Consider the following 13132-nt stretch of genomic DNA (forward strand, 5'->3'; position numbering starts at 1 on the left):
ATGTTATAATACACAGAGTGTCATGCTAATGACTTGAATCCTGATTCGACCCGAAAGGAAATAATCTATGATGAATACGATTCCCGAAGTGAACTTCACCGCTTCCCCTTACTATAATCCCGGCCTCAAAAATGTAGTCATCCTCGCCACCGGCGGTACCATTGCCGGCAGCGGCGAAGCCCATAAAACCTTGAATTACGAGCCGGGCGCCCTGCCCGTGCAGGATCTGCTGGATAGTGTGCCGCACCTGGAACGGCTGGCGAACTGCGCCGGGGTACAGGTTAGCAATCTGTGCAGCGCCGATATTACCAGCGAACACTGGCTTACCTTGGCGACCTACATTAACACCCTTGCTCTCCGGGAGGATGTGCACGGATTCGTCATCACACACGGCACCGATACCCTCGATGAGACGTCATACTTCCTGAACCTGGTGATCAAGACCGATAAGCCGGTAATCATTACCGGCTCCATGCGCCCGGCTACTGCCATCAGCGCCGATGGCCCTCTGAATCTGTATCAGTCGGTGGCACTGGCAGCGAATCCCGAGGCTTTCGGCCAAGGCGTGATGGTTGTCTTCGCCGAAGGCATCTATAGCGGGCGGGATGTGCAGAAGGTGAACACCTTCAAGGCCAACGCCTTCGATGAACGTGATTTCGGCTGCCTGGGATATATGCGTGACAGCCATGCTTTCTTCTACACGCGAACCCTGAAGCGGCATACCACTGCAACCCAGTTCAATGTATCTGTGATCCAGGAGCTGCCGGAAGTGTCCGTAGCTTATTTCCATGTGGATGCCAATCCCGGGATTCTGGATTATCTGGCTACGGTCTCCAAGGGGATTGTCATTGCCGGAGCAGGCGGAGGGATCTACAGCAAGCCCTGGATTGACAAGGTCGGCGAGCTGAAGAACAATAATATCCCTGTAGTCCGCTGCTCGCGGATCTCCAGCGGAATTACACTCAAGGACTCATACATTGACTTGTCTGCCAATTCTATTCCCTGTAACAGCCTTGTCCCGCAAAAAGCGAGAATCCTGCTCTCCCTGGCGCTTACGCAAACCACCGGCTACGACGAGATTGCCGCTATGTTCAACGAATACTAAACGCTGTAAGCAGATGGCGGGAACTCAAAGGTGAAGACTGCGCCGCCCTCCGGGCGGTTCCGGGCACTAAGCTCTCCGCCGCAGCGTTCCACAATAGCACGTGCGATGGCGAGTCCAAGCCCGGATTCGCCATTTTTCCCTTTGACGAACCTGTGAAACAAGCTGGGCAGCAACTCCTGCGCAATGCCCGGACCATCGTCAGCAACCGTTAATGAAATCCTCCCTCGGCTTGCATGCACCTCTACCTCAATACGCTTCTCGGCATAACGGGCTGAATTGGATAATACGTTAAGCAGAGCTTGCAGCAGCTTATCCCGGTCCGCTCTTACCATCCCCCCACGGTCCCCGGAGACTGCCGGATGCAGCGTCAGCTTCCTTACCGCCAGCAGCGGATTGACCCGCTCCACCGCCTCGCTCAGCAGCTCCTCCAGATCCGTATCTTCCGCCTGATAAATATCCTCTTCACTGTCCAGCTTCGCCAGAAGGGTCATTTCGCTGACCAGGTCACGTAAGCGTCCGCTTTCACTTAGAATAATATCCAGTCCTTTACGGACGCCCTCTCCTTCAAATACTCCATCCCTTATGCCCTCCGCATAACCGGCTATCGACATCAGCGGAGATTTCAGCTCATGTGAAGCATTCTGGAAAAACTGCTTCTGCACCCGGTTGAACCGGTGCAGCTCACCGGCCATCTCGTATACCGCCCTGGCGACAGAACCGATTTCACCGCCCGCCCGGATCAGATTCACCTCGGCAAACCGGCGGTTTTTCACTTTCCCCAGCTCCTGACGCAGGCTGATGAGCGGATCAATCAGCTTCCGCGTAATGAACAGGCTGAACAGGAGCATCGCTGCCGCTCCCGCAGCAAAGACAAGGATCAGCCGTTTCAGCAGTGACTGCTCAATGGCCTTGATTCTGCTGACAGGGGTCAGCAGGGTGAGCTTGCCTTGGGGAAGCGTGTTGACCTGCACCAGATAACGCGGATCATTGCCATCCCATAAGCTCTGCAGGCTCCCCTGCTCCATAGCTGTGATATCTACCGTTGCCCCGGACTGCACAGGCTGGGCCGGGAGATTTCCCGAGACCACATTTCCCTGCTGGTCGGTCACGATGGCCTGTACCCCGCTGAAGAGTGTAGGATATGGAGCCGTAAGCGGCTCGCTTTTTCCGAGTGTGAACTCCCCTCCTTCCGCGGATGGAGCCCTCTCCAGACTCGCGCTAAGGGAAGCGCCCAGCGTCCTTAATCCCTCTTGCTCCTTGCCAATGAAATGGTCCATCAGCACATAATGGATCATCACTCCCGTGATAGACAGGACCAGCAGCAGAGACAGTCCAAAGGCAAAGTTGATCTGATGCACCAGCTTCAGCCTCTTCATGCGCAGGTTTAGCCTTTCCGTCATTCTCTTCATTCCTGCACCTCTCTCATACGGTAGCCGTGGCCCCAGACCGATTCCAGCGGCAGGCCGTTCATTTTTTTGCGGATGCGCTTGATCAGATGGTCGACAGCTCGGTCGCTGCCGAAATAATCCTCTCCCCAGACATGGCCCAGCAGCTCTTCGCGTGTAAAGGCCCGGTTCGGACTTCCCGCAAACACCATCAGCATCAGGAATTCCTTGCTGGTCAGCTCCACTTCATCTCCCCGCCAGAAGGCTCTTCTCTCCTCGGGATGCAGCAGCAGACTGCCCAGCTCTATCCCTGAATGCACAGCAGGCAGGTCAGCCGCAGGCTGCGGGGGATAAAGACGTTCCCAACGTTTCAGCTGGCGGTTGATCCGGGCTACCAGCTCACGGGGACTGAAGGGCTTGACCAGATAATCGTCACTGCCGAGCTCCAGACCCAGGATTTTGTCCACTTCATCATCCTTCGCAGAGATCATAATAATCGGCACCTCCGCCTCATCGCGGATTCGCCTGCACAGCTCATAGCCGTCCATTCCCGGAAGCATAATATCGAGCACCCACATGCCGGGAGGATCATTCCTCCATAAATCCCACGCCTCTTCGGCACTTCCAAGACCAATCGTCCGGTAATTCTCCTTATGTAAATAAGCTTCCACCAGATTGCGTATATTCTCATCATCGTCCACAACGGCAATGACCGTTTGATTGTTCATCCAGGTAACCTCCATGGTTTTAATCTTCTCCATTATAGCAAGCGGCTGAGAGGGATTGGGCACTGCCATTGTTTTTCCACATTGCTGACCCTCTACTGCCACAGAAGCCCGCTATAGTGAGAGCTGTAAGACAAACCACATGAAGGAGTGTTCGTACATGAATCGTCTAATCGTGAAAAGAATGGCTCTATCCACCCTGCTGCTGTCCAGTATCGCCACCCCGGTCTTCGCGGATACGGGAATCGCGTCTCCCCCAGTACAGGGGCCCACAGCCACCTTAAGCACGGCTGCTGCATCCACAAATGGCAGTAAGCTGCTCCCCTTGCTTGAACCGCAAATTCTGGCGCTGGTGAACAGCCATGCACCGGAAACATCCCAGGACTGGCGGGATACGCTCAACCGCTACCATGCATTAACAAGCACGAAGGCACTTAGCGTAGAGCTCACCACGACAATGTCTGCCGCTCCGTGGACAGTAAAAACCGGCATGATGGAGGTGCAATTAGCCACGCCTGGAACGTTGACAGACGCCGAGACGGTTCCGCTTGCCAATGTGGTAACATTGCATGCGGCGTATATCGACGGCTTATTCAAAGCACAGGCTGCACTGGCAGAGGCTGCACAGGCCACAGATGCAGCAGCAATTAAGCAGGCACTCTCCGAACTGCTGAGACAATATAAGGACCTTAACCACAAGCTGGAGGAAGCGAAATAAACTACGCATACCCTGTATTCTATAAAAAAGCAGGCCAAGGAATCCCTCCCTGGCCTGCTTTCTCATTCCAAAACGATTAGTATAGCGTGGCTGCCGCTTCCGGTGTAAAGGCCTGAAGCTCGCTCTGCCGTCCGTCCCGTATCTTAAGCGCCCAGGCCGGGTCACCGAGGAGCGCGCGGCCCACGGCTACAAGATCGAACTCATTGTTGTTCAGCCGCTCGACAAGCCCCTGTAAGCCGGGATGCACCTGCTCCTCCTGTTCATCCGCATCACTCTCCATGCCGACTGAGCCGACCGTGATTGTCGTCTTACCGGTCAGCTTCTTCACCCAGCCGGCGAAGCTAAGCGGAGAGCCTGCGAACTCGGGTTCCCAGAAGCGGCGGGAGGAACAATGAAAGATATCCACTCCAGCGTCTACCAGCACGTTCAGCAGTTCCTCCAGTTGCTCCGGCGTCTCCGCCAGCCTGGCCGAGTAATCACCCATTTTCCATTGGGACAACCGCATTCCAATCGGATAATCCGGCCCTACCGCAGCACGGACCGCCTCCACGACCTCCGCTGCAAACCGGGCGCGCTTCACAAGATCACCGCCGTAACGGTCTGTACGCTGATTCGTCTTCGCCCAGAAGAACTGATCGATCAGAAAACCATGGGCACCATGCAGCTCAATACCGTCGAAGCCCGCCTGCTTGGCATGAAGTGCGGCAGCGGCGTATGCCTGAACGACTGCCGTGATCTCTTCCTCCGTCATCGGCTCTCCGGCCTTATTCCCTTCCAGGTCCAGCCCTGAAGGCCCAATGGACAACGCCTCGGGATACGGCTGCGATCCGTTCGGCCGAATCATACCCATATGCACGATCTGCGGGAAAATGGCACCGCCCGCCTTATGCACCTGTCTGACCACTTCGGCCCAGCCGTTCAATGCGTCTTCCCCATATAATCTAGGCAGCCGTGGCTCACTGCTCGCTGCCGGATGATCGATTACGGCGCCTTCCGTAATAACCAGACCTACGCCATTCTCGGCACGGCGGCGGTAATAGGCGGCTACATCCGGTCCCGGCACCCCGTCAGGGGAGAAGGCGCGGGCCATTGGCGACATGACAATCCGTGTCGGCACGGTCAGCTGATGAAGCGTAAAGGACTGGAACAAGTCCTGTATGGAATGATGGTTATTCTTCTGCGGATGGTTCATGAACCGCACCTCCAATATGTTGTTGGCCCCTGTACTGCCGGGCTACACAAGCAATATTAGCAATGCGCCTTGTCCCGCTCAACCGACAATTTGCTCTTTCTGTTGCTTAAACGAAGGGATAATTGTATTGTTGGATAAGTTGATTATCACTATATACAGAAGGGAGCTGGTTACAGATGCCCAGTGTCATTTCCCCCAACCCGAATGATCCGCGCGTCATCCGCACCCGCCAGTTAATTTACGACTCATTCGCCACACTGCTGAATACAATGGATTTCAATTCCATAACCATCCAGGATATCACGAGACAGGCCACGATTAACCGGGCAACCTTTTATGCCCATTTCCCGGATAAATACGCGCTGCTGGAAGCTTTTTTGTCGAATGCCTTCACTGAGCTGGTTCTTCGCAAGATAGAGGAGCAGGCCCTGCTGACAGAGGAGACGCTCCATACGCTGGTGGAAGCCCTGTGCGAATACCACGAATCCAGCCATCACTGCCTGAAGAAATATGATTCGCTGGCGTTGATCATTGAAGAGAATATCAAGCTGCAATTGGAGCAATTGCTGCATCAGCTTCTAAGCCGCAGCAATAATACTGCCGGAAACGCTGCTCTTCAGACGGCTTCTACTCTATTAAGCTGGTCCATCTACGGGGTAACCTACCGCTGGAATAAGGAGGGACGGCAAGAGCCTCCTGCCGCACTGGCCGGGAGACTGGTGCCCTTAATAAGCGGCGGAGTATCCACGTTGAACGCCCCCGATACAGAGTGAAGCAGTGAGGCAGAATGATCCGAATAGGGACGGCAAAAAGGGATATCAAGAAACAGCGGAAGCTTCCGCTATCTTTTGAAATCCCTGCGTCTGTAGCCGCCGCCTAACGGCGGGGATACATCGGATAAGGATAGAACGCTGCCGCCGGCTGCTGGGCTGTGTAGGCAGGCATGCTTTTGGCGGCGCTCATGTACATTCCTTCCGGCATTGCAGCATTAGACATCTGTTGGGCATTGGCAGCAGGATAGCTGTTCTCAGAGGCTCCTACTGTGGCGCAGCCCGGCGGCGGTCCAAGAATAATCGATTCCTTCAGCGGGGCCACGGCCTTGGCATACTCCTCCTCATTGATGCAATAGGCGCGCTGGATCACCTCTGCAGGAACGGCCCGCAGGAAGTCTGAACCATACACAATATCCGGTGTCGGCGCATCGAAGATGGCCAGGAAATGGGCTTGTTCGCTCTCGGCCAGAATCCAGTGGAACCAGCCCTTCGGGAAGACAGCAATTTGTCCGGCCTTCAGATGATAGGTCATCAGCTTCTGGGTGAACGGATCGAATACGGAGGCAATCAGCTCCCCGCTGATCACGAAGATCATCTCCGTCACATTCGTATGCCAGTGCGGCTGGACGATGAAGCCTTTGCTCATATGGGCATTGAAGAACCCGTTACGTATAGCGGGCAGCTGTTCGGCAAAAAGCTGTGTAATATAATTGTTCGCATCCCGCTTATAATTAAGCACCTGGTTCGAATCGGCGGCAAGCTTCAGGTCCGGTGCCTGCAATACTGGATCTAGCATGGTTAGTTCCTCCTCTGACTGGATTGTAGCCTTGAGTAACACTGGGCATTCGTCCAGATACTGTATGCAGCGGAGGAACTCTTTGACACCAGAGACAGGTACGGACTAGATCAGACGGGCGATACTCTCAATCTCTACGGCGGAAGCTGCGAGCTGCTGCATGGAGGCGGTAATCTCTTCTGTCGCTGCGGCTTGACGTTCGCTTTGCGCAAGACAATCCGTAAGCACGGCATCCATCTGGTTAATCTTCTGCTTGATCATCTGCAGAATACCGGCAATATCCTTCGCCGATGAAGCACTGGACACTGACATTTTGCGGATCTCTTGGGCCACGATGCCGAAGCCCCGTCCATGCTCAGCGGCATGCGCCGCTTCAATCGCTGCATTCAGCCCGAGCAGGTTGGAATTCTCCGCCACCTTGCGGATGAAATCCAGAATCTCGTCGGTCTGCTGCAGATCCTCTACCACCTTCTGGCCCAGCTCCTTCAGATCCCCTACGGTATTCGCCAGATCCGAGGCTGTGCCTGCAATCTCTACCGAAGTCGAGCTGATCTCGTCAGAGGTCACAGCCAGCGCATTCGCTGCATCGCTGAGTGTAACCTGATTGCTGAGGCTGATTCCAATCGTGAACACGCCTGTCACAACCCCGTTCCGGTCCCGGACCGGCATAGACGATGACTTGAAGGGTATCCCGTAGACTTCTCTTGGGATCATAGCACTGACTTGTTCCCCGCTGTCCAGCGCAGCCCGGATTCCCCCGCTGGGCGGCACTGGAGTTCCCAATTGAATCCCCGCATTCAATTCCTTCCCCGGCAGATAATAGATGAATTTCTCCAGATCCGCCAAGGCAAACATAACATCCAGCGGAAAAAGCCGCTGTACCAGCGGCAGCGAACTTTCAAGCGCCTTCTGCAACTGGTCTATTTCTGATTCTTGTACTGATTCATGTGCTGATTCTTGTCCGGTATTCATTGCTTCAACAGCTCCCTGATTCATATTTATGTATCTCTCTTATCTCTCGAACAGTGTGACACAGTTGCGGCCTTCCGCCTTGGACTGATACAGCGCATCGTCACCCAGCTTGTAGATATCCTCCTCTCGCAGACCGTCCACCAGTACGGCAGCTACACCTATAGAGACGGTAATTCTGCCGTATTCCGGACTGAGATCATGCTGTATCCCAAGCTCCGCGATGCTTCGTCTGATGGATTCGGCATACATGCGGGACTCTGGCGGGGTAAGTCCGGCTGCCACAATCCCGAACTCCTCCCCGCCCAGCCGGAACGCGGCACCGTCCGCCTGTTCAGCCAGCTCCTTCAGCACCCCGCCCACTCTGCGCAGTACGGTATCCCCTTCATAATGTCCGTAGGTATCATTGAATTTTTTGAAATAATCAATATCCAGCATTAGATAGGTCAGATAACGCTTGCCGGCGGCAGCCTTATCCACCTCATCCAGAAACAGCTTATTGAAATATCTGCGGTTGTATAGCCCGGTCAATTCATCGGTGATCGAGATCCGTTCAATCAGTCCGATATATTTGCTCAGCTCCCCGTTGTTGAACTCCAGCTCCTTCGTCCGCTCGGCCACCAGCTCCTCCAGATGCTCCTTATGGCGCTGCAGCTCCTCCTCTGCCTTTTTGCGCTCGGTAATATCCTTGATGGTTCCCTGAATCGCCGGCTTGTCCTGATACATGATCCGTACGACCTTGTGAATCACGATGACTTCAAGGGACTTGTCCTTATGCAAAAGCCGGGTCTCATACTCTTCCGGTGCCTGCTTGCCCTCGACTCTTCTGGCATAATAATGCATCACCTTCTCCCGCTCCAAGGGGGTAATGAAATTCCCGAAGGGCTGCTCCAGCATCTCGCCGCTCTGATAGCCCAGCATCTCCTCCAGGGCCTCATTGACATAGACACACCTCATATCCTGAACCACGAACACTCCGTCCTGCAGGTTATTGACCAATTGGCGGTATTTCTCCTCCGAACGCTCAAGCTCATTGTACAGACTGGCGTTCTCCAGCGAGAAGACCATCTCTCTGGACAGCAGATTAATAATCTTCATCCGCTCCTCGGTGAATACGCCGGTAACCAGGTTGTTCTCCAGATAGATAATTGCAATCGTCTTATTCTGGTTGATCAGCGGCATGCAGACCATCGATTTCGGCTGCTGCCTCACAATATAAGGATCATTCACGAACGGAGTCTCGGAATACGCATCATTGTAGATCAGGCTCTCCCGGCTCTCCTCCACCTGTCTGATAATTGCGGCCGGCAGATTATCCAGCTGATGTGACTCATGAATCGCCACAGAGATCCGGTCCGTGTCCGCCTTATATTCCCCTTCGACCAGCAGGTGGGGCTTCGAGGTCATCAGGATGCAGCCCCGCTGCGCCCCGGCGTTCTTGATAACGATCTGCATCAGCGCTTCCAGCAGATGGTTCAGCTCAATCTCTTTGGAGATGGCCTGGGACGCCAGAATGATGGAATTGAGGTCGATGCTCGCCGTATAGTCCGTCACCGTTCTGCCGTGCATGAACTCCTTGGTGCTGATTTTCTGAACCAGGGCGGGGTAGCGCTCCTTGATGAACGCGATCTTCTCCTTGGCGCCCCAGACCGAATAATAGTATTCGGATTGTCTGAGCAGGTAAGCGGCGAACTCATTGAAGCCCTTGTCCATATAGAACCGGGCTGCCAGCTCGTTGCTGAGTGCCTTATAGCGGACGAAGCTTCCCTGCTCGCTGGCCTCAATCGCCAGATCATAATAATAGCCTGCGCGGCTGCCGTTCCCGGAGATCCGGGCCCACTCGGCCCTCATCAGATATTCATGCTGGCGGAAGGTGCCCGGTGCATGGCTGGCCCATTTGCGTACCCGGCCGAGTTCCTTGCGCATCTTGGACCTGGCCTTCCTTTTACCGCCCACACCCAAGCCCTTGTAAGCATAAGCGAGATTCAGGAATGTATAGAGCGAGAACTCCTCCATAAAAGCTGATCCCGCCAGCGTCCCGATAATCGGATACGCCCGCTCGATGTACTCCAGCGCTTCATCATGCTTCCCGTAGAGGAACAGCAGCTTCATTTTGTAAATATAATAGATGGCAATTCCCGAGTAATACCTTGCCTCCTGCAATTCGTGCAGATAGACCTCTTCGCTGAAGGCTTCATCGTTGAATGAGGTGCGCTCCGGCAGCTCTCCGGCAAGACTGAGGTAATACTGGCGGGCAAGCTGCGCTGTAGCAAGCGACTCCTTATACTTCGTGTTCTCAATCATCGAGATCGTACGGGCACTATCCTGAAGCAAGGCCGGAATGTCCATCGTAGGATTCCAGAGATTCACGTAGAAGGCGGAATGAGCCAGATAGAGCAGATCGCCTGTCCGCAGACTGGCTTCAATCGAGGTACCGAACCAATCCTGCAGCGTATCCCAAGGCTCGGTCCAGGCATGGCTGAACAGGGTGTACAGGACATGCGCCGCGCCTTTCCACTGCAGGTCATTGAATTTATCGTTAATTCTGATTCCGAGGCGTCCGTAGGCGAAGGCTCCCTTGGTATCCCCGAAGCCGGACAAAAGCATGGCATAGCCGATAAAAGCAAGTGCAGACTCCGGCGAGTTGCCGTATTTCAGCGTCAGCCCTACCTTCTTCAGCACCACCAGCCCAAACAGCGAGGTCTCCCCCGAGATAAACGCAGGCGGGATGAAGTTAATCAGCAGCCGCATGACCAGCTTCATCTCCGGGTCCCGCATCTCCGGCAGTGCAAAGATTGCTTCCGGCGTTCTCCCCCGCAGTGCAGCCTTAACCGCCAGCAGCTCCTTAAGGACTGCGGCCATACCTGTCTTGGCCGGAATCTTAATGCCGAGCGCCTTCAGTCCCAGTCTCCCGGAAGCAATCGACTCGGGCATCATGCCCAGATACATATAATGATTGGTCTGCATTTCATAGATCTCCGCTGTGGCCATCCGGTCAGTCGTATGCTCCAGCAGGAGACGGCAAGCCTCGTCCCCCTGTTCAATATGATGGGTTAGATAGCTGCACTCCGCGTACAGCCTGTAAATCTGTGCCGCCTGCCCCGGGTCTGTGCTCCAGGCCTGCTCCGGGAGCAACTCCATTGCCGCTTCAAGCAGCATGAAGGCCGAATCATACCCGTATCCTGCTTTGGCCTTATGGGCTGCCCGCAGATTCAGCGCAACAACCTCACTTGCCTCGGCGCTGTCGGTGATTAATTCCAGCCCTTGATTGATATGGGTTGCGATATCGACCAGCTTGTCCTCGACCTCCTCCTCTCCGAGGTTCCGAAGCAGGAGACGGCCGATGCTAAGATGAAGCCTCTTTGCCCGTTCAGGATCAAGCAGCTGGTAGAATGCCTGCTGAATCCGGTCATGGGCGAATTTCAGCCGGATACCCACCTGCGCAGCCTCGCGGCCGGATTCAGCAAGTGTAGCGGAGAATATGGCGTACTTATGGTCAGCAGGCATGATATATTCTTCCTGGACCGCCCGGATAATCGCAGCGGCGATCACCTCCGGTGCTTCTTCTCCGATCAGCGTCAGCATGCCGTAGTCGAACACACTGCCGGCCGCCGAGCTAAGCATCAGAATATGACGGACCTCCTCCGGCAGATGCTGCAGCTGTCCGACCAGGAAATCGACCACACTGTCATGGACCGGCAGCGCCTCCAGCCGCTCCAGGCTCCAGCTCCATTCCCCGTTCTGCTTGTCGAAATAGATAATTCCGCGCCGGTGCAGATCCTTCAGCATTTCTGTCAGGAAAAAGGAATTCCCCTTGGACCGCTTGTATAACCGCCCGCTAATGCCTTCAACCCGTTCCATGCTGCTGTACAGCGTGTCCGCCACAAGGCTTTGCACATCCGTCTCTCGCAGCGGCTGAAGATGAATCCGTCCAACCTCGCGGTTTTTTTCGATCTTGGCCATCGCGGCGAACAGGGGATGACCTTCATGGATCTCATTCTGCCGGAAGGAGCAGATCACAAACATCCGCTGCAAATGATTATCCAGCACCAGCTTCTCCACAAGCTGCAGACTGGAGTAATCCGCCCACTGGACATCGTCCAGGAAGAGGACCAGCGGCCGGTCCGGATGCGTAATGGCCTGCACGAACTTGGCGAAGGTCAGGAAGAACCGGTTCGTCTCCTCGGCCGGACTCAGCGGCTCTGGCTCCGGCTGAGTACCGATCCAGGCGGCAAGCTCCGGGATCAAGCCCGTAATCACACCGCCGTTGCCGCCAAGCAGCCGGGTCAGCGAACGGCTGACCTCACGCTTGTACTCCTCATCCGGACTCTCCAGCAGCTGGCTGACCAGCCTGCGGAAGGCCTGGATGAGCGCACTGTACGGAATATTCTTATTGTACTGGTCGAACTTCCCTTCAGCGAACAGCCCCTTCTCCCGGCTGATCGTCCGGTGCAGCTCATGGACGAGTGCGGTTTTGCCTGCACCGGCATCACCCGAGACCAGCATGACCTGTGAACTCGCGTTAACGCTGCTGCGGAAGGCTCCCTCCAGGCTGGACAGCTCCGCTTGTCTGCCGACTATTTTTTGCGGAATACGGAAGGTGTTCAGGAGGTCCTCCGTTCCAATTACGAAATCCTCCTGCCCGGCCAGGCATTTCTTCAGATCCGCCTTGATGCCGTATGCGCTGCGGTACCGGTCCTCCGAGGATTTCTCCATCAGCTTCATGATGACGGCCGACAAGCCGCTGCTCACCCTGCCTCCGGTTGCATGGTAAGGAGAGACTGCTTCCTTCGCAATAATGGAATAGATCTGCTCCAGCATTTCGGGCGCTTGATACGGCATGGTGCCGGTCATCATCTCGTACAGAACGACACCCAGTGAATAGTAGTCACTCCGGTAATCAATATTCCGGTTCATCCGGCCGGTCTGTTCAGGAGAGATATACAGCAGACTGCCCTCCAGCACGCCGCTGTTCTGGAAATCGCGCCTCTCCTTGGACAGCTTCACCGCAAGGTCGAAATCAATCACCTGGACCATATCCCGCTCGCGGTTCCAGATAATATTAGACGGCTTGATATCCTTGTGGATCACGTTCTGCTCGTGAATTGAGCCCAGAATATCCACAACCTTGACCGCCAGCTTCAGCAAGGCCTCCTTCTCCGGCTGCTCTTCCGCCAGAATCCGCTTCAGGGAACGTCCGGCGATATCCTCCAGGACCATAACGTACAGGCCGTTCTGCTCTTCAAGCCTCAAGGGACGGATAACCCCTTCAGTACTCACGCTAAGCTCTGTAAGCAGCTTATATTCCTGCTTGAAGCGCATCACGGCTTCGGTGCCGGCAAACTCGGATTTCAGCACCTTGAGAATGACCGTTTCTGCCGTTGAAGCTTCCGTGCACCGGTAGACGGCTTTGACGGGATTATCTGAAATGGTCTCCAGAACCTGATAATGGTCATTAGCAATCATTGT

General features: G+C 54.9%; 9 protein-coding genes. 3 read left to right on the forward strand and 6 right to left on the reverse strand.

Annotated features, from left to right (window positions below):
* Window positions 1-67: 67 nt before the first annotated feature.
* The gene (locus tag MHH28_RS10120; RefSeq protein WP_405114476.1) at window positions 68-1105 is read left to right on the forward strand and encodes an asparaginase; all 1038 of its coding nucleotides are present in this window, start codon (window positions 68-70) and stop codon (window positions 1103-1105) included.
* On the opposite strand, the gene MHH28_RS10125 is transcribed toward MHH28_RS10120, so the two are convergent.
* Together MHH28_RS10125 and MHH28_RS10130 are read right to left on the reverse strand one after the other, a co-directional pair.
* Window positions 1102-2481 (reverse strand): ATP-binding protein, encoded by a 1380-nt coding sequence (locus tag MHH28_RS10125; RefSeq protein ID WP_405114478.1) that lies wholly within the window; start codon window positions 2479-2481, stop codon window positions 1102-1104. The two genes, MHH28_RS10120 and MHH28_RS10125, sit on opposite strands and share 4 nt — an antisense overlap.
* A 29-nt stretch (window positions 2482-2510) precedes the next feature.
* On the reverse strand, window positions 2511-3218 hold the full coding sequence (locus tag MHH28_RS10130) for a response regulator transcription factor (protein ID WP_405116986.1): 708 nt from the start codon (window positions 3216-3218) through the stop codon (window positions 2511-2513).
* Window positions 3219-3375: 157 nt separating this feature from the next.
* Between MHH28_RS10130 and MHH28_RS10135 the strand changes: the two genes are divergently transcribed.
* Window positions 3376-3933: a hypothetical protein gene (locus MHH28_RS10135; RefSeq protein ID WP_405114481.1), complete on the forward strand. Its 558-nt coding sequence runs from the start codon at window positions 3376-3378 to the stop codon at window positions 3931-3933.
* Between the two features lie 76 nt (window positions 3934-4009).
* Here the strand turns inward: MHH28_RS10135 and MHH28_RS10140 are convergent, their stop codons facing one another.
* Window positions 4010-5125: an NADH:flavin oxidoreductase gene (locus MHH28_RS10140; protein WP_405114483.1), complete on the reverse strand. Its 1116-nt coding sequence runs from the start codon at window positions 5123-5125 to the stop codon at window positions 4010-4012.
* A gap of 176 nt (window positions 5126-5301) precedes the next feature.
* Here MHH28_RS10140 and MHH28_RS10145 point away from each other — a divergent pair, with 176 nt between their 5' ends.
* On the forward strand, window positions 5302-5898 hold the full coding sequence (locus MHH28_RS10145) for a TetR/AcrR family transcriptional regulator (RefSeq protein WP_405114485.1): 597 nt from the start codon (window positions 5302-5304) through the stop codon (window positions 5896-5898).
* Window positions 5899-6001: 103 nt separating this feature from the next.
* On the opposite strand, the gene MHH28_RS10150 is transcribed toward MHH28_RS10145, so the two are convergent.
* From MHH28_RS10150 to MHH28_RS10160, 3 genes are all read right to left on the reverse strand, one after another.
* A complete protein-coding gene (locus tag MHH28_RS10150; RefSeq protein WP_405114487.1) occupies window positions 6002-6694 on the reverse strand; it encodes a cupin domain-containing protein in 693 nt (230 codons plus the stop codon).
* A gap of 105 nt (window positions 6695-6799) precedes the next feature.
* Window positions 6800-7666 (reverse strand): methyl-accepting chemotaxis protein, encoded by an 867-nt coding sequence (locus tag MHH28_RS10155; RefSeq protein WP_405114489.1) that lies wholly within the window; start codon window positions 7664-7666, stop codon window positions 6800-6802.
* 39 nt (window positions 7667-7705) lie between these two features.
* Window positions 7706-13129 (reverse strand): diguanylate cyclase, encoded by a 5424-nt coding sequence (locus tag MHH28_RS10160; protein WP_405114491.1) that lies wholly within the window; start codon window positions 13127-13129, stop codon window positions 7706-7708.
* Window positions 13130-13132: the final 3 nt, after the last annotated feature.

Origin of the sequence: Paenibacillus sp. FSL K6-1217 (genome assembly GCF_045040735.1) — a bacterium.
GTDB lineage: Bacteria > Bacillota > Bacilli > Paenibacillales > Paenibacillaceae > Paenibacillus_AQ.